This window comes from Bartonella birtlesii IBS 325 (genome assembly GCF_000273375.1).
GTDB lineage: Bacteria > Pseudomonadota > Alphaproteobacteria > Rhizobiales > Rhizobiaceae > Bartonella > Bartonella birtlesii.
Genome location: NZ_CM001557.1, coordinates 881,544 through 900,454 on the forward strand (window position 1 = coordinate 881,544; position 18,911 = coordinate 900,454).

Annotated in this window: 14 protein-coding genes, 1 tRNA gene and 1 pseudogene; 13 read left to right on the plus strand and 3 right to left on the minus strand. The window is 37.4% G+C overall.

The features are described from left to right. Positions 1-7: 7 nt before the first annotated feature. Entirely contained in the window at positions 8-1,012 is a 1,005-nt protein-coding gene (locus tag QWU_RS04410) for an RluA family pseudouridine synthase (protein ID WP_017196291.1), read from the minus strand. Between the two features lie 31 nt (positions 1,013-1,043). Further along, entirely contained in the window at positions 1,044-2,474 is a 1,431-nt protein-coding gene (locus QWU_RS04415) for an aldehyde dehydrogenase family protein (protein ID WP_006589152.1), read from the minus strand. 414 nt (positions 2,475-2,888) lie between these two features. Here QWU_RS04415 and QWU_RS10565 point away from each other — a divergent pair, with 414 nt between their 5' ends. The 3 genes and pseudogenes from QWU_RS10565 (at position 2,889) to QWU_RS09750 (ending at position 7,888) form a co-directional block, all read left to right on the plus strand. Further along, positions 2,889-3,164 carry a hypothetical protein gene (locus QWU_RS10565; protein WP_425338963.1) on the plus strand — a complete coding sequence of 92 codons (276 nt, stop codon included), beginning with the start codon at positions 2,889-2,891 and terminating at the stop codon, positions 3,162-3,164. 95 nt (positions 3,165-3,259) lie between these two features. Beyond that, positions 3,260-5,410: a DNA translocase FtsK gene (locus QWU_RS09065; protein ID WP_425338964.1), complete on the plus strand. Its 2,151-nt coding sequence runs from the start codon at positions 3,260-3,262 to the stop codon at positions 5,408-5,410. A 220-nt stretch (positions 5,411-5,630) separates the two neighbouring features. After that, a pseudogene (locus QWU_RS09750) lies at positions 5,631-7,888 on the plus strand (PAS domain-containing sensor histidine kinase). An 18-nt stretch (positions 7,889-7,906) separates the two neighbouring features. On the opposite strand, the gene mscL reads toward QWU_RS09750, so the two are convergent. After that, positions 7,907-8,320, minus strand: coding sequence for a large conductance mechanosensitive channel protein MscL (mscL, locus tag QWU_RS04430; RefSeq protein WP_006589155.1), 414 nt, complete (start codon positions 8,318-8,320; stop codon positions 7,907-7,909). 568 nt (positions 8,321-8,888) lie between these two features. On the opposite strand from mscL, the gene QWU_RS04435 reads away from it, so the two are divergent. The 10 genes from QWU_RS04435 to QWU_RS04480 all read left to right on the plus strand — a co-directional run bounded on the left by QWU_RS04435 (position 8,889) and on the right by QWU_RS04480 (position 18,799). Further along, on the plus strand, positions 8,889-9,977 hold the full coding sequence (locus QWU_RS04435; RefSeq protein WP_006589156.1) for a quinone-dependent dihydroorotate dehydrogenase: 1,089 nt from the start codon (positions 8,889-8,891) through the stop codon (positions 9,975-9,977). A 136-nt stretch (positions 9,978-10,113) separates the two neighbouring features. After that, positions 10,114-10,190 (plus strand) — tRNA-His (locus QWU_RS04440). Positions 10,191-10,422: 232 nt separating this feature from the next. After that, positions 10,423-10,662, plus strand: a complete 240-nt coding sequence (locus tag QWU_RS10190) for a hypothetical protein (protein ID WP_199569819.1) — start codon at positions 10,423-10,425, stop codon at positions 10,660-10,662. Positions 10,663-10,847: 185 nt separating this feature from the next. Then, positions 10,848-10,991: a hypothetical protein gene (locus QWU_RS10320; protein ID WP_240532134.1), complete on the plus strand. Its 144-nt coding sequence runs from the start codon at positions 10,848-10,850 to the stop codon at positions 10,989-10,991. A 455-nt stretch (positions 10,992-11,446) separates the two neighbouring features. Next, entirely contained in the window at positions 11,447-11,923 is a 477-nt protein-coding gene (locus tag QWU_RS09080) for a hypothetical protein (RefSeq protein ID WP_245256360.1), read from the plus strand. A gap of 81 nt (positions 11,924-12,004) precedes the next feature. After that, a complete protein-coding gene (locus QWU_RS04450; protein ID WP_006589160.1) occupies positions 12,005-12,508 on the plus strand; it encodes a hypothetical protein in 504 nt (167 codons plus the stop codon). 1,270 nt (positions 12,509-13,778) lie between these two features. Beyond that, positions 13,779-13,925: a hypothetical protein gene (locus QWU_RS10325; protein WP_240532135.1), complete on the plus strand. Its 147-nt coding sequence runs from the start codon at positions 13,779-13,781 to the stop codon at positions 13,923-13,925. A gap of 1,104 nt (positions 13,926-15,029) precedes the next feature. Then, complete coding sequence (locus tag QWU_RS04470) at positions 15,030-15,248, plus strand: hypothetical protein (RefSeq protein ID WP_006589162.1); 219 nt, start codon at positions 15,030-15,032, stop codon at positions 15,246-15,248. An 828-nt stretch (positions 15,249-16,076) separates the two neighbouring features. Beyond that, a complete protein-coding gene (locus QWU_RS04475) occupies positions 16,077-17,504 on the plus strand; it encodes a glutamine synthetase family protein (RefSeq protein WP_006589163.1) in 1,428 nt (475 codons plus the stop codon). An 11-nt stretch (positions 17,505-17,515) separates the two neighbouring features. Beyond that, positions 17,516-18,799 (plus strand): NAD(P)/FAD-dependent oxidoreductase, encoded by a 1,284-nt coding sequence (locus QWU_RS04480; RefSeq protein ID WP_017196293.1) that lies wholly within the window; start codon positions 17,516-17,518, stop codon positions 18,797-18,799. The last annotated feature ends 112 nt before the right edge of the window (positions 18,800-18,911 follow it).

An 18,911-nucleotide genomic window follows, 5' to 3' on the forward strand; every position in this document is an offset into this window, starting at 1 on the left:
AAAAGTTTCAATTTATTTTTTTTAAATATTTAATAAGTGCAGCCATATCTTGAGGGAGAGGTGAAGAAAAAGACATAACTTTACTTGTAGCTGGATGTTCAAAAGTTAGGCTAGTTGCATGGAGTGCTTGCCGGTTGAATTGGTCGATTGCATTCTTAATAATGGGATTAAGCATGTTGGATTTTGTTTTAAAAGCGTTTCCATAAACAGGATCACCTATAAGTGGGTGTCCGATATGTGCCATATGAACACGGATTTGATGTGTACGTCCAGTTTCCAGACGGCATTCTATAAGGCTAGCAACAGGTGTTGTATCTGCATAAGTTCCATATTTTTCTAGAAGAGAAAAATGTGTAACAGCATGGCGAGCATAAGCATGTTGGTTATGGACAACAGCTTGTTTTATTCGGTTATAAGGAGAACGACCAAGTGATGCATCAATGGTCCAAATATTGCGGTGCGGTATCCCCCAAATCAAGGCGTGATAACGTCGATCTAATGCACTGGTGCGTCCATGGTCAGAAAATTGGGCGCTAAGGCTTTTATGAGCAAAGTCATTTTTAGCGACGACCATAACGCCACTTGTATTTTTATCAAGACGGTGGACAATGCCAGGACGCTTAACACCGCCAATCCCAGACAAACTATTACCACAGTGATGGATAAGAGCATTTACTAATGTTCCAGTCCAATTGCCATTGCCAGGATGAACAACAAGACCAGCTGGTTTATTGATAACAATAACATCATTATCTTCAAAGAGAATATCTAATATAATAGCTTCACCACAAGGTTCTGCATCACGCAGAATAGGCATTGCCAATTCAATGATTTGGTTGGGTTTTAATTTTGTTTTTGGCTCCCTTATAAGTTGGCCATCAACTTTAAGATAGCCTTCACGGATAAGGTTTTGTAAACGTGAACGCGACAACGCATTATGATATTGCTTAGCAAGCCACTGATCAAGCCTTTTCCCGAGAGCACCTTCATCTGTTATTTGCCGTGTTACCATATGATTCCTATTAATTTTTTAATAAGATTCTCTACCAGTATGAGATTGCTTTGGTATCAAGAAATTCTTTAATTCCCCAGCGACCGCCTTCACGTGCACGTCCGGAAAATTTTACGCCTCCAAAATAACTTCCCTTGGGTAATCCATATCCGTTAACTTCTACCATGCCAGAGCGTAATTGTGTGGCAACGCGGCGACATTTGTTACGATCTTGTGATTGTATATAATTTGTCAGACCATATTCGGTGTCGTTTGCCAAGGCTATGGCTTCATCTTCTGTATTAAAGGAAAGAATTGAGAGAACTGGACCAAAGATTTCTTCTCGAAAAATACGCATATGGGGCTTTACATGAGCAAAGACTGTTGGACGGACATAGTAACCGCGCTCTCTTTCCATTGGTAAACCCGTTCCACCTGCAATAAGAGTTGCGCCTTCATCAATTCCAGATTGGATAAGATCTTGAATTTTGTTGTATTGTTGTCTTGAAACGACTGGGCCAATATGATTTCCTGCTTGGTAGCTTGGGCCTACTTTTGTTTTTTCAGCAATATCTTTGGCTGTTTTAATAGCTAGCTCATAGACGCTTTGTTCCACAAGCATACGTGTTGGTGCATTACAGCTTTGTCCACTATTATAAAAGCAGTGTCGTACACCACGTTGAATAGCGTCTGTATCGGCATCAGCAAAGATAATATTCGCACCTTTACCACCCAGTTCCAGACAGACTCGTTTTAAAGTGTTGCTGGCATTTTTAGAAATATCTTTTCCTGCTCTGGTTGATCCAGTAAAACTGATCATTTCCAGATCTGGATGGGCTGAAAGGTAAGCACCAACATTAGCGCCATCACCATTGATTAAATTAAAAACACCAGCAGGTAAAGCAGCTTCATCTAAAATTTCAGCAAAAAGCATAGCAGAAAGAGGCGCAATTTCAGAGGGTTTTAACACCATAGTACAACCAGCCAACAGAGCAGGGATAACTTTCAAAGTCACTTGGTTCATAGGCCAATTCCATGGAGTAATCAAGCCTACAACACCGATAGGATCATAGTGAAGAATCGCTTGCTCATTTCCTTCTATTAAAACTTCTTGGAATGAAAACTCTTTGTAAGCTTTGATAAAGTTGCGAATATGAGAACTACCGGTTGCGGTTTGCGCATTGAGTGCCATATCAATGGGTGCTCCCATTTCCATTGAAATGGTTTTTGCCATATCATTTGAGCGTTTTTCATAGATTTCCAAAATTTTTTCAACAAATTCAAGACGCTCATAAGGCAGAGTTGTTTTCCAAGTTTGGAAAGCTACTTTAGCAGCGTTAATGGCTTTATCTGCATCTTTTGTGTTGCCAAGGCTAATAATAGCACAGGCTTCTTCTGTTGATGGATCAATGACGTGGAAATCATTAGGAGTGCTTGGATCATCCCATAGACCATTGATATAAAATTTCCGCTTATTCAACATGATTTATTCCCTATTTTTATGTTTTAAAATTTTGTTTCATTTAAGCCTTTTTGAATAAGGATAACAAGGATAATCTTATTTACAAATAAAAGAAATGAGATTGTTTTATGATAACATGAAAAGTGAGAAGAGGGCTGTTTATGCTACCTGTTTGTATTATTTGCACGAGATTTTTCTATAAAAATTGAGAGGGAAAGAGAATAATGGATGTTTTTATAGAATATAGTTGCATGACGTTAGGATCGTTACAATGTGTTCCATAAATGTGGAAAGACTATCATGAAGAAGAATTATAGCATTATTTTTTGTTAAAAAATCACAGTTAGCAAAAGGTTATTAACCTTCATACTATAGTCTCTATGCATTCTTTTTGAAGAAGCAATTGTTCTCATTGTTATAAGTTTGTTGGATACCATGCATAATTCGAAGACAAAATCTGTTTCTACGCGTTCTTTTTCTGATGAGAATACACAACAAAGTACATCAGAAGAGAATTCATCACTCAAGATTGCTGAAATATTTTCTTATCCGGAAGTATGGAAAAAGGCATTCACTCTTGGAAAAAACGTGCGTTTTACGCGAACACCAGAAGTTGAGATTTTACGTCGTCGCCTAGAAACAGATCCAATCTTCGCAAAACAATTTAAAGTTTTTACAAAAAAGAGCATAAAAACATTACAAACATTATAGACTATAATGAGAACACAACCAATTCTCCTTCAACAAAAAAGGTCATTAATCCTCAATCAATAGAAAATAAGACATCAATTTGTCGTGCAACGGTTTTGAAGCAATTATCACAGCAAGTTATTCGTAAGCCATTTGGCGAGAAAAAAGAGGAACATAAATTACTAAGAGAAAATGTGGTGCAAAAAACAAAGCCTGTTTTGCATCTTTCTGATGACGCATTTTTTGAGTGTGGATTCTTTATGTCAGAGAAGATTGATGCTAAAATTTCAGAAGAGGATATAACATCGATTGATGGTATAAATAATGAGATTGCATACGATGCTGCTGTTAGCTTTGAGGAATCAATTACTGCTCTTTATCGTATTCTTGAATATCGCTTCCCACAATTCTACGATTCCATTACCTCAGAATCTCCTGCGGAGCAGTTAAGAGGGAGTGAGCAAACTTCTAAGTTAATACATTCAAAGAATGCTACTGTTGAAGAAGCTAAAACCTGTCGTTCTAAGTTTGTTGTTAAAGATTCTACTGAGAGATTTGCTGAAGAAAAAACGAAGGAGCCCAAAACCATCAGAAATATTACTGATAGTACAACAGAAGTTACTGCCAAGAATTCAGAAAATTTTTCTATAATGAAATTAAAAAGTAAAGTCTTTCTATCTACTCGTACATCGTTAGGCAATTATGATTCTACTTTTACATCAAACACTCAATCTTTTAATAATGGTACTTATGAATTTCCTCCGATTGATTTGTTGCAAGAACCTACTTTTCACGAAAGCACTATAATTTCGCAGGAAAGTTTAGAGTGTGGTGCTGGGCTTTTGGAAAGTGTTTTGGAAGATTTTGGCATTAAGGGTGAAATTATCCATGTTCATCCAGGGCCTGTGGTAACAATGTATGAATTTGAGCCTGCAGCTGGAGTAAAATCATCACGAGTTATTAATCTTTCTGATGATATTGCTCGTTCTATGTCCGCTATTTCTACACGTGTTGCTGTGATCCCTGGACGCAATGTGATTGGGATTGAGTTGCCAAATGCGGTTCGTGAAACCGTTTATCTAAGAGAGTTAATCCAAACAAGTTCTTTTCGTGAAAGCCAATTTAAATTAGCTCTTGCTTTAGGAAAGGGTATTAATGGTGAGCCTGTCATTGCAGAATTAGCGAAAATGCCTCATTTACTGGTTGCAGGAACAACAGGGTCAGGAAAATCGGTTGCGATTAATACAATGATTTTATCAATTCTTTATCGAATGACACCACAGCAGTGTCGTTTGATCATGGTTGACCCTAAAATGCTAGAACTTTCTGTTTATGATGGTATTCCACATCTTTTAACACCTGTTGTGACGGACCCTAAAAAAGCAGTAACAGCTTTAAAATGGGCAGTTCGTGAAATGGAAGAGCGTTATCGCAAAATGGCTAAATTGGGTGTACGTAATATTGATGGTTTTAATGCCCGTGTCACGCTTGCAGCACAAAAAGGTGAAACGATTATGTGTACTGTACAGTCAGGCTTTGATAAGGAAAGTGGAGAAATGCTTTATCATGAAGAGGCAATGGATCTAACACAACTTCCTTATATCGTTGTGATTGTTGATGAGATGGCTGATCTCATGATGGTTGCAGGTAAAGAAATTGAAAATGCCATTCAGCGTTTAGCACAAATGGCACGTGCGGCGGGTATTCATCTTATTATGGCCACACAGCGCCCTTCCGTTGATGTTATTACAGGTACGATTAAAGCAAATTTTCCGACTCGTATTTCTTTTCAAGTAACATCAAAAATAGATAGTCGTACGATTTTAGGGGAACAAGGAGCTGAAACACTTTTGGGGCAGGGGGATATGCTTCACATGGTAGGCGGTGGGCGCATCGTACGCGTTCATGGACCACTTGTATCTGATGAAGAAGTTGAATCCATTGTAGCACATCTTAAAATGCAAGGGAAGCCTGATTATTTAGCAACGGTAACAGATAGTGAAGACGATAACAAAGAGAATGAATCTGCGGATTCAAGTATTGGAAATTTTACAGAAGGAAATCTCGATGAGGATGGTGATGAACTTTATACGCAGGCTGTGAAGATTGTCATGCGTGATAAAAAATGTTCAACATCTTATATTCAGCGTCGACTTGCGATTGGTTATAACAAAGCAGCTTCCCTCGTGGAACGCATGGAAGAAGAAGGCATTGTTGGAGCCGCTAATCATGTTGGAAAACGCGAAATTTTACTCAGTGAAGTATAATAACAAGCAAGACAGCTTTAAATGCATGATTTTAAAAATGGTGAATGATTGTTCTTTTTAAAGTTAATGCTTGTTTTATTTTATAAGAGCAAGAGCTGCCCTGCTCTTATTTTTACTGTAAAACATTAAAAACCTAAAATAGGGGATAAAAAAATAGAGGCAATATTTTGTATTAAGGTCACGGCTATGTAGCGTAGAGTGATACAAAGAAGGGTTAAAGATGTCTTTGGCATTTTTAGATTATCTGGAATGTAAAGAAATTAAACAAGCCTTCGTGCGAAGAAAGATGGCTTTTGTTCTTTCCTCTAATTGTAGAAAAGTTCTTTGGTCAAATGGTGCAGCAGCATATTTTTGGGGTTTTCCTTCTGTATCGACGATGATAAAAAAATGGTCTTTTTTTGACCAAGTAAAGCATCATAAGATATCAAAGGCTGCGCACTGTGCAAGTTCTATTGCTTTAAAGGGTTTAAAACGCACCGTTGAATTTTCTGTAGTTTCTATTGATATTATGGGTGGAGTCAAAGCGTTTTTACTGGAATCTTTACTGGAAGAAGAAATTTCTCTTATTGCCGGATTGGATGAGGCAACAATGTTTGTTGCCATAATTGATGAACATGGGATAGTGATAGAGGCTTCCCCTCATTTTTCGTTTATTGATGAAACGGTCAAAATTCTATTACAGACGATTGAAAGTAACATACCAGTCAAAACCATTTTATCCATAGCAAATATTCATACACGAGTTGGCGTTCTTCGCTTGCAGGTGAAACCAGTGCGTTTTTTAGTTTTATGTGCGCCATTAGAATCGGATACGTTAAACAGTAACCAAGAACCTTTTCATTTTACGCCTGAATTTTTGCCACAACGCTTTACGTGGAAAATGGATAAAAATGGACGGTTTTATGAGGTTTCAAAAGAGTTAGCTGCAATTGTTGGACCGATTTCTTCCTCTATTTTAGGATTAAACTTTCATGAACTTGCGCATCAGTTTAGTGATGAGCGGTATCGATTACTCAGTGGTTTTATTACGGCAGCTCTACCGTGGAGCAAACAAATGGTTCAATGGTCTGTCGATAATTGTTTAGAATGGCTTGATGTTGAATTATCTGCTGTACCAATTTTTGATGATAAACAACGTCTTAAAGAATTTCGTGGCTTTGGTATTTTGAAGATACAAAAAGAAACGCGAGAAAAAAAAGATGAAAATCTCTATACTCAAATATCAAATCTTTCGGAGAGTGAACATTCAGCTTTTTGTGAGATTGCAGAGCGATTGCGTGGAGAATTGCATTCCTCTGTAGAATGCGCGTATTCGGCTCAGGAAACGGTTTTATTGCCAAATACACAGATAGTTCCAGCAAATGTTACAGAACAAACTTTTATAAAAGAACCAGCAGTGGTTTTATCATTGTTGGATACAGCGACGAATGGTGTTTTTTGGTTGAATAGCCAGGGTGTCATTCAATCGGTCAGCAGTGCTGCTTTGGCATTAACTGGTTATGAAATAAATGAATTATTGGCACAGCCATTATCATCACTCTTTACTTTGCAAAGTCAATTTTTAGTTGAAAAATATTTTAAATTTATTCGTGGACAGAAAAAAAACAGGTTATTAATCGCAGTGAAACAGTTGTTTTAATGACGAAAAGTCGTAAAAATATTATGGTTTCTATGACGATTATACCTTTAGCACGACAAGATGATTATGCTGTAATATTGCGTGATATAACAGCAACAATTCTATCAATAGATAAACGAGCAGAAGAAAATAAAATCATTGGTATTGTTCATGAAATACGAACGCCTTTAAATGCTCTCATTGGTTTTGCAGAAATTATGAAAGATGGCCGTTTTGGTACGATAGAAAATGAGCGTTATCGTGGATATTTACGCGATATTATTTCATCAGGAAAACATATATTATCATTGGTTAATCAATTATTAGAATGCTCGAAAGAAAATTATTCTAGCTTAAATAATTATATTAAGACCGCCCCTATAACTGAAGTGTTTGATGTGATAGCTTGTTTGCGTGCGAGTATGGCATTTCTTGAAACACAAGCTAATCATAACGGTATTATCATGCGTATTGTTGCTCCAACGCATGTACCATTTATTGGTGTATCACAACAAATATTTCGACAAATTATATGGAATCTTCTTTCCAATGCTATTCGTTTTACACCACCTGGCGGGCAAATTATTGTTCACGTTTCTTGTGAAAGAAAAGAGTGTTTAAAGATTTCAGTAAGTGATAATGGTATAGGGATGAGTGATGAAGAAATTGTACAGGCTTTACAACCTTATGGTCAGGTAGAACGCAAAGATAGACGTTCTGGCGACAGTACTTTTATTGGAACAGGCTTAGGACTACCGATGTGTAAAGCAATGGTAGAAGAAAGTGGGGGCCAACTATTGTTATTTTCAAAACCCAATCATGGAACAACGGTGGAAATATTTTTTCCTTATGTCCCATGAGGCAAACAACGCGTAAATTTACTTTTTCTTAGCCAAAAGATCTCTAATTTCTAACAAAAGCTGTTCTTCTAAAGACATCTTTTGAGAACTTTCCTCTTCTTCTTGTTTTCGACGCATTTTATTCATAGCTTTAACAAAGAGAAAAAGCACCCAAGCGATAATAAGAAAATTGATAAGTAAAGTTATAAAATTACCATAGCTAATGGTTGCTCCAGCTGCTTTAGCAGCACTCAATGTTGCTTGTTTTTCACCAGCAAGCTGAATAAACATATTAGAGAAATCGATTCCACCTGTAATAAGTCCAATGATTGGCATAAAAATATCATTGACAATTGAATTAACTAAGCTACCAAAAGCACCTCCTATAATCACACCAATAGCCAGGTCAATCATATTACCTTTTAGGGCAAATTCTTTAAACTCTTTAAGCATTGCGTTTTCCCCTTTATATAAAAGCTACACAATAATCTTAATTACCGCTTTTGATAAAAAAGGAAAGGGTGGTTTTTATTTTCTTTGTCAGCATTATGTTACAAATATTTAAGTTTTTTCAAGAATATTGCGGTCTTTTAGAAAATCTAACAAAGGCTTTTGTTTGACTTAAATGAACATGAAATTCTAGAGTAAGAGAAGTTTTTTGCTGAAAACAAAAAACTATTTTTGCTTTATAAAAGCGTTACAAATTTTTTAAACAACACATGGTAAAAAAACTATTTTACGAAAAATTTCTTGTTCTTATTTATCAATGATTTCAATTTTAAATATCTCAACAATTACAAACAGGCAAAAATGATTTTTTTAAAGCTCACAAGCTATTTTTCTGTTCAGTATGTATAAACACACATCTGAATGGCAATGATATTATAAATAGTTATATTATAAATTTATCTTGCAGGAAAAGAAGGTTCTTATTTAGGTAGTGTACTATCTTGATCGACGATCTTTTATATTAAAAGATTTTCCTAAGGTATAGGAATAGTTTTTATTTGGAGAAGAATTGATGAATTTCTTTCGCTGTATTGGTCGTTCTGCTTTATTTATGCTGGATCCAGAGTATGCGCATCGTTTAGCGGTTCTGGGGCTGAAAAGTGGATTGAGTGGTTATAAAAAAGTTGTCGATAAGCGTTTACGTATGACTGTTGCGGGGCTCGAATTTGAAAACTTTATCGGACTTGCTGCCGGATTTGATAAGAATGCAGAGGTTGTTAATGCTATTTTTCATTTAGGGTTTGGTTTTACTGAAATTGGTACAGTTACACCAAAACCTCAAGAAGGAAATCCTAAACCACGGCTGTTTCGTTTGAAAGAGGATGAAGCAATTATTAACAGAATGGGTTTTAATAATGATGGGCATCAAATTGTTTACGATAGGCTTCGTGCGCGTAAACAACTTGGCATTGTCGGAATCAATATTGGAGCCAATAAGGATACGGTCAATAAAATTGATGATTATACGGCTGGTATTGCTCACTTTTATGCTATTGCTGATTATTTTACAGTTAATATTTCTTCGCCTAATACGCCAGGGTTGCGTGATTTACAGGCGCGTGACAGTTTGCATCTTTTGATGAATGCGGTTTCGCAGGCACGTAATAAGCAAAAGAAAAAGCATGGATTTTCCACTCCTATTTTTTTAAAAATTGCTCCAGACTTATCGGAAAAGGAGTTGGATGATATTGCTGAAGAAATGAAAATTTCTGATTTTGACGGACTTATTGTTTCCAATACTACTCTTTCACGCAAAGGTCTTAATAATAAACTCTTAAGTGGTGAGGACGGAGGACTTTCTGGGCGGCCACTTTTTGAACTTTCTACCATTATGTTGGCAAAAATGCGTAAAAAATTAGGGAAAGAAATTGTAATTATCGGCGTTGGTGGTATAAGAGACGCAAAAACAGCTTTGGAAAAAATAAAAGCTGGTGCAGATTTGATACAATTGTATAGTGGAATGGTTTATGAGGGACCAGACCTTGCTGTAACTATTTTAGAAGAGATTTTGCAGTTTATGCAGAAAGATGGGATTGATAACATAAAAGCTTATCGTGATCATAGTGTTGAGTATTGGGCAAAACGTGCGTTTCCTTTGTGATAGAACTATTTTTCTTGATAAAAATTGCGGAATTTTTTTTAAGGGGCTTGCAAACTCTTTTTATCTTCCTTATGTCAAACAAGCAGGAAATAACTATTTACGAAAGAGTAAAAAGTTATGGTACATTTATTTTTGTGCGGTTGTAGCTCAGTTGGTTAGAGCGCTGGTTTGTGGCACCAGAGGTCGTAGGTTCGAATCCCACCAACCGTACCAAGAGCGACATCATTTTTGCACTAATTGGTGGGTTTTGTACCACTGGCCTTGCACTATGGGAGCTTGCAAATATGCTATCATGCGGCTTTCTAGTGTCCTCCATGAGATTGAAGTCGGGAATCTTGGGGCGATGGTAACGCATTGCAAAGACAAACCCTGGCCAAGGTTTGGTCATCCGATTATGCAACGGGATGTCCCGGGTTGATTTCTTTTTTTACGCTTTCAGGCGCCTATGCGCCCCTTCAGTTCGCTTGCACGATCTATTCCGGACAATACAGTACCGCAACCCAATGTCGATTTTCTAATTGCAAGTATCATGAGCAAACATCAGGCTGCTCCTGAGCTGGGATTGTTGGCTTTTTTCGTTTGTCGTATGCCGATACTTCTCGCGCACTATCAAGCGCAGTTTAGCTCTCATTCCTTCGGTTTATCATCAAAGGATTTAAGAGAAAAATATAAAAAGGTCCCCTAATCATGGCTATAAGGCATCGCACCGAGCCAAATTTCTTGGGTATATGTCAGAGTATCACTTTAACCACACCGATGCGTGCTTGCGGGCAAATCGATATTTCTCACTGGAATTTAGCCCATAACTATTTGAAACAGGGCTTGTTACTCGAAATCCCGCATCAGTTTTCAGTTTGATTCGCCACCGTGGTGGCTAAAAAATCGGATCTCACTTATCGCTATCTCCCTGTTATAGTTGAACAGTTTTTCTTTCCCGCCCATTTTGATAGCGATAGGTTACGCGTTGAAGGACATATTGAACGCATTAATGAAGTCTACCGTATTTCACTGTAAGGGCCAGTCCATACGACAATGGCAGGGCCGTTATTGCGCAGGCAATCATCATTGTCAGTAAGGTCTGCTTCCCTAGCTCGTGTTCTGAGAAAGGCGCTCTTCCATTACTAGGCGATTTATGTAAGATTTCCTCCGTAACCAGAGATTCTTGTACTTTTTCCTTCTAATGCGCATCACCCGCTTTTTGAGGAACATTTCTCCTCCCGCGCCGTATGTCCTGGTTCACTATTGATTGAGATGGTTCTGGCTTTGTCGACGCAGGGTAGGGCAAAAATATCGCATCTGTTGCGCTGAAAAAAGTAAAGTTCATTGAAGCAGTTTATCCGGGAGATACTTGTCAGTTACCATTAAACAGGATACAGAGTATGAACTAAGTGGCGTTTTATTCATACGGAAACTAAAAAACGAAGCATTTACGGTAAGTTTTCTATCAAATATAAAAAGGCGGATGCACCATGTTTAAAATAATAATCTCTTTTATTCCATGGAGTATTTACTCCTGGGTTATCAGTGGAAACGTTTTAACTCAGGTCGAACGTTCTCTCATCTTAATTGTGATTTTATTGTCCATTATTGCTGTGAATATTAAAATTGTCCGACAGGGAGAACCCGTGATAATTACTAACATTTTAACAGTTATTGTCCTGTTTGTTAATCATTTCGCTGGATGGTCTACACTTTTACTGAACTACCCCACAGTTTTTTGCTATCTGTCACTTGCTCTGGTTTCATTGATGAGCTTGCTGGTAAAGAAACCCTTTACCATTTTTTATGCTCCTGCTGGTATTTCTGAAGAAAAACGCAAACATATCCTATTTTATCGCATCAATAAATATATTACATGGATTTGGGTCATCATCTTTTTTGCCAATGGTCTTCTAGTGGCTTTTTTGCATGGACCATCCAGCTTTGGTTGGTTACTATGGGGTTAATTTGCGCTGGTCTTCTTTTTTCTAAATATCTTCCTAACGTCATGCAATATTTTTATCGCATCAAACATCATGGAGCATAATATGTCATTGTCTAACATTATGACTGGAACCCCTAAATGGGCCTGGATTTTGCTTATTTTTCTCATCGTGAGGGGAATAATCGCATTGAAAGATAGGGAAGTGAAGGTTTATCGCCTTTTTCTCTTGCCGTTAGTCTTTCTTTTTTTGGGCGTAAGCGATGTGATTAAAGAGCTGGCGTTCCCGGTCTGGGGAGCAATCGCAATGTTTGGGGGGCTGATGATCGGCGTTGGCGTTGGCTGGTTGCTCTGGCATGCTATTCCGCGTTTAAAAATCAAACAGGGAACGGATTTAATTATTCTGCCTGGTACGCCGTTGACGCTGACATTTATTCTTATCGCTTTTGTCATCAAATTCATATTGATTGTTTTTCTCAAGGTTGAACCTGATTTGAAATATGCATTTGATTTTAACCTTCTTTTTGGTCTTTTAAGTGGGCTCACTGATGGTGTGTTTTGGGGCGGCACATTAAATTTATATATAACATTTCGAAAGAATCCAAATTAATCCCTATACCATTAGCTGTGGGTGCTTCCCATTAGAACTATCTCAATAGAAGCTTATACCTAACAACAACGCTGCATACAAATGCAGCGTTGCCTCGTAGTTTCAGATTTTTTTATCCCAGCGCGTGAATATGTGACGGAAGTGATATATCTGACTATGCCCCTCTTGGGGGCAGAGCGAGCCTAAAGGTTCAGAATGCCATGAGTTTAAGCTAGTTTGACTTTGAGCAGATGGTTTATTGCTAATGGGAAATCATTTTGTTTTACGATTCAAAAAGAGGATAGTGATGGTCTCATTGGCGTAGATAGGCAAGAAAACTCTTAGCTTGGCAATGCATCAACAATTTGTAGAACTATGTTGTGGAACCCATACGCAAAGCGGTTGCTATGATGGCATGATGCTTTTGTCAAGCATTATGATATGGTAGGAACCGGTGTTTAAGGGTGCAACTGCGATCACTGTACGATCCAGTAGCATTACGTCTGAGTATTTAGGAGCGGTAGACTCTGTACAGGCTACGCGTACAATATGTGAAGCATGCTTGCGGAAATCAGTGTGCCATTTTATGTTGTGCATGCAACCCTCTAGCTAGTACTTCATTGGGAAGGCTGTTTTTTGAAGTTAGTTTTAATTATCTGTGTTTTTTTTAAGAGAACGTTAGCACTGATGTATCGCTTGCAGTACCATTTAAATGGCATAACTTTTCCCATTTTTCTTTTTCCTCTGCGTAGCAAAGCCGCGCTTTGCGGCCTTTTTGGCTGTGAGCGATAATAGAGCAGAGACTTTGTCTAAAAAAGTTTCGTCTCAATTTATGTTTTGTTTTCAAATAGATAAAAATATATAACGCATTGTTTATTCGCAATAGCTTACAATTGCAGAGGAAATAAACCACCTTATCTTTTATATTAAGCGTAAAGGGGAGACGCAAAGATGAGAGTATAATAGCGGGCGAGCGTAAAATAGAAGGTCTAAATCAAACGCCAGTCAATCAAGATATAGAGAAATTAAAAACAGCTTTTTCACAATGTTTTGCCGAGAGCAAGCTGGATATAGACCAGCTTCTTAATCTATGCGACGAATATATTGATACTGAATTTGAGAAGTTCAAATTTGAAGGGAAGGGTAAAGGAGTAAGTTTAAAGCTTGCACAAAAGCCTTCACTTGCAGCGTTGCGCCCCCCAAGTGCGAAGAAAGTGTTAATCTTTATATTAAGGGCAATAATTTTAAAGTGTTAAAGCTTATCCAGTGCGTTTACTTCCAGAAAATGGAGATGATCTATATAGATTCGCCATATAATACGGGGAATGATTTTATCTATGGTGATGATTTTAAAGACCCGTTGGTACGATATAAGGAAGTGACGAGCCAAACAACAAAATCGAATCCTAAAACAATGGGACGCTTTTACGCGGCATAGCTCACTATGATTTATCTGCGCTTGCGTTTGGCACAGACCTTATTACGTGACGATAGGATGATATTTATCATTAATGGATGATCATGAAATGCATAATTTACGCAAAGTGTGCAACGAGGTATTGGGCGAAGAGAATTTTGTTGCTCAATTGGTGTGGGAGAAGGTTCATACGCGCAAGAATTCAGTGAATTATTTTTCTGTAAGCCGTAAATATATTATACGCTACACAAAGTATAAGGAAAATTTCAAGAGAAATTTACTACCGCAGCAGGATAGTTCTACATATAAGAATCCAAATAATTACCCCAAAGTCCTTGGAAAGCAGATTCTATTACTGCGCATAAGCTTTATGCGGCAGATTATACCATTACGAAGCCTAATGGTGTTATGTCAAAACAATCCTAAGGCAGCTATTGGCATTTTAGTGAAAAAGTTTTGAAAGAGAAAATTGCTAATATAAGATTACATGGGGTGAAGGGAAATCCTACCTTATGATTAAAAGGTTTTTAAGTGAGACTCAAGATGGGGTGGCTCCAGAGATTTTTCCCGGCAAGGAAATCGATACCAATTTTGATGAAGACTTTGCAGGAATTTTTAAATGAGAGTTTTTAGGTGATACCCGCTTTTCCCAAACGTGAAATTGATCAATTCATGCATGTTTAAGGATTGTTTGAATATATTAAACCTACCAAATTTATAAAACTTCTCATGCAAATGGGCACGAACAAAGACGGTATCATTTTTGATTTTTTGCGAGCTCTAGCACAACATCCAATGCGGTGATGGATTTAAATGCACAAAATGGTGGCAATCGCAAATTCATCCTTGTGCAATTGCCCGAGCTCTGTGATGAAAAAAGCGAAGCTTACAAGGCAGGCTATAAGAATATATGTGACAGAGAAATTAAACACATTCGCCGCATTGGTGCATAGATAAAATAAAAATTTGAGGCAAATTTATTAACCCGGCAACAACCCTGTGATGCCGCTTTTGTGGGGAACGAGTCTTTAGTCAATTGCAGCTTTATCTTCAAAGACAATGAAGTAAGCTTTGATAAAATTTAAACTAGGATAAAATAAATATCCAGCCGATTGGGGAGGCGATATGAAGCTTAAATTTAAACAACAAGAATTTCAAAATGAGGCGGTTAAAAGTGTAACGAATTTATTTAAGAAGAACCAAACGGATGATGTGATTACTGCAGCGTGTTTTCGTTCTCATCAATCCAAAATTGAGTCATTTCAGACAAAAGCTAAATCTGTATTTCGGGATTATTATTGTAATAAGTTACAGGCAAAATTTTCAAAAGCGGTACCACTATAGATAGGCTTGAAATATTGCCTATCATAGGAGGATTTGTTTGCACATGCATTTTCATATAGATTGATTGGGTGGTTGGCCTTATTATCGAAGCTGTCGTGTATTGTTCATGTTTTTTGCTCTAATGCAGATGATAAAATAATTGCTAAATGTGTGCATCGTAATAAGATTGTTTCCAAATCTGTAAAATTAAACCGTAAAAGGAGAGCAAACAATTGGTGGCAGTTTACACAGCAGGAAGAAATTTTTCAATTATCTCTGACTCTCCTAAAGCTTATATAGTTTTCCCATTTCTAACGGACGATTTAGAGATAAATCTGTTGGAATATAGGCTTTATACGTCTCACCAGCTAATTACCTTCTACATGGGTTCTTATTCGTGATGACATTTTAAATTCTGCCTTTCAGGTTTTCTGCGTTCATAAAAATATCCTTTAATAAAAAACATCGTTATTATTAAAAAAGTTTCTTTTCCTTCAATTAAGCATTTCTAGAGTCAAAAGGAAATTAAATATCTTGTCTTTATTATTTTTACCAATGTCTTCTTTATTTATATGTGATTATTTAAAGCGAGATATAGGTTATATCCACTATGGCATTTTTCGCTGTTTTATATAATGAGAAAGTTAGACGCGATATATCGCGTGCACTACCATTTTTCCATCATTTTTGATACAATAAACAGCTTATAACGATGCCAAGAACGATTTTACCTTAATAGAAGTTATACATTCTATAAAAATTAAGTTGATTAAGATTTTTTTTGTGACATTCACGCACGGGATAGTACCATAATAGCGGGGCTTGATTGTTTTTTTAAGTTGGTGTGTTATGGCTGTAAAAAATGGTAAACAAATGAAAAGCAAAGATTCTAAGCTTGTTTCTAGTTTTCTGAAAAATTTACGTGGTGTAAGTAATTGGCAGCAAGTTTTACAATGGTTGGCTTTTCGTAATGTAGAAGATATTGAGTGTATTACGCCTGATCAAGCAGGTGTGCCACGTGGCAAAATGATGCTTTCTAAAAAATTTACATCGGAAACATCATTAGCATTGCCTTCAGCAGTTTTTATGACAACAATTTCAGGATCTTATCCCGAAGATGGTCATGGCTTTGAATATCCTAAAACTGATGGTGATCTGCGTCTTGAGCCTGATTTATCTACGTTAAGTATTGTGCCATGGGAAGATGCTCCTACGGCACAAGTGATTTGTGATCTTGTATATCCAAATGGACAGGTTGTAGATTATACTCCACGAAATGTTTTGCGAAAAGTAGTCAATTTTTATACGCAAATGAATCTAAAGCCGGTTGTTTCGCCAGAAATTGAATTTTATTTAGTAGAGAAAAATCCTGATCCTGACTATCCTTTAGTTCCTCCAGTTGGTCGTTCTGGACGTTCAATTGGTGGAGGACAGGGCTATTCGATTGCCGGTGTGAATGAGTTTGATGAGTTTATTGATGATATTTATCATTTTTCGGAAGCGCAAGGATTGGAGATTGATACGCTTATTCACGAGGAAGGGGCAGGTCAGTTTGAAATCAATTTACGTCATGGTGATCCGATTGAATTGGCGGATCAAGTTTTTATGTTCAAACGCACAATTCGTGAAGCAGCACTTAAACATAATATGTACGCAACTTTTATGGCTAAGCCCATTCAAGGACAGCCGGGTTCCGCTATGCATATTCACCAATCAGTCGTTGATAAGAAGACAGGTATGAATATTTTTACGCAGGAAGATGGTGAAGAAAGTGTTTATTTTCGTCATTTTATTGGTGGATTACAAAAACATATGGCTGGAGGACTTGTAATGCTTGCTCCTTATGTAAATTCTTATCGACGTCTTATGCCCGATGTTTCAGCACCTGTTAATTTGCGATGGGGATATGATAATCGTACCACAGCATTTCGTGTACCTCGTTCTGTTCCCTCAGCACGGCGTATTGAAAATAGACTTCCTTCATCAGATGCTAATCCTTATTTAGCTCTTGCTGCTTCTTTAGCTTGCGGTCTTATTGGTTTACAGAAGCAGCTTAAACCAGATGAGCCAACAGCAAATAATGTGAATGCTGATAATATTGAATTACCACGTGGTCTCATTGAAGCGGTTAATTTATTTGAACAAGATACAGAAATACGTGCTATTCTAGGGGATGTGTTTGTCAGTACTTACGCTGCAATCAAACGACAAGAGTTTGAAACTTTTATGGAAGTAATTAGCCCATGGGAGCGCGAATATCTCTTGCTTAATGTTTGAGGTTTATCACGATGATTAGCTCTAATCCAATTTCTCCAGGAGTTTCTTGGTATGAAGATTCTTTAGAAGAACGTCCTCCCTATCCGTTTTTTAGCGAACAGCTACAGTGTGATGTCGTAATTATTGGGGGTGGATTGACAGGACTTTCTGCAGCTTATCATTTAGCGAACGCTGGAGTGCATGTTATTTTGTGTGAAGCTTCACATTTTGGTGATGGTGCTTCAGGGCGCAATGGTGGGCAATTAGGAACGGGACAACGACAATGGGTGGAAATATTAGAAAAAAAATATGGTTTTGAGCGAAGCAAAGCACTGTTTGATTTAGCGGAAGAGGCTAAGAGAGATATTTTATCTTGGTGTGCGATGCCTGATTTTCAATGCGACTTTATGACAGGACAGCTTTCTGTGTTCCATAAAAAACGCAAGTTAGTATCTTATCAACGCCATGTTGAAACGATGCAGCGTTATGGCTATCATGGTCTTACTTTTATGGATAGGACGGAAACAGAAAGGCGACTTGGCTCGCCTTTTTATTATGGTGGTATTTATGACGCGAACACTGGTCATATCAATCCCTTAAAGCTCGTTGTTTGGTTGGCAAAAAAGGCAAAAAGTACTGGTGCTAAGCTTTATGAGAAGACACGAGTCATAGCAATAGAGCGCAATGGTATCCATTGGAGAGTGACAACAGAAAAGGGCAGTATAACAGCAGAGCATGTTTTACTTGCGACCAATGCATATAAGCTTGGACTTCAAGGATTTATTGAGAGAAAGATTTTTTCTATTCGCTCTTATATTGGGGCAACAGAACCATTACCAAAAGGGTGTTTGATTCTTCGAGGTGGTGAATCGGTCGATGATTCTCGCTTTATGGTTCGCTATTTTCGCAAAAGTATTGATAATCGTTTATTATTTGGTGGGGTAGAAAGTTATGATAACCAATATCCTACAAATTTAGAGAAACGGATACGTCGGCAGATTACTGAAATTTATCCCCATTTACACTCTGTTAATTTGACCCATCATTGGGGGGCGACAGTTGCTATTACCGTTGAACGTATGCCTTATGTTCGCCAACTTTTCTCAAGGATGACTTATTGTGGTGGCTATTCGGGCCATGGAGTTATGCTTGCTCCTTTTATAGGAAAGTTATATGCTGAGTGGTTGACTGGAAAGCATGAGCGTTTTTCTTATTTTCAAAATTTAAAAATTTCGTCTTTCCCAGGGGGAAGATTTTTACGCTATCCACTTGTATTTTTAGCAATGCACTGGTTTTCTTTAATGGATCGTTTTTGATAAAACAGCATTGGAAATGAAGAAAATTAATGGCTTGTTTAATATCTATCTGCTTTAATAATTGAAGCTTCTATAAATTATTTTAGCTTTTATACTTGAATGGGAAGAGAGA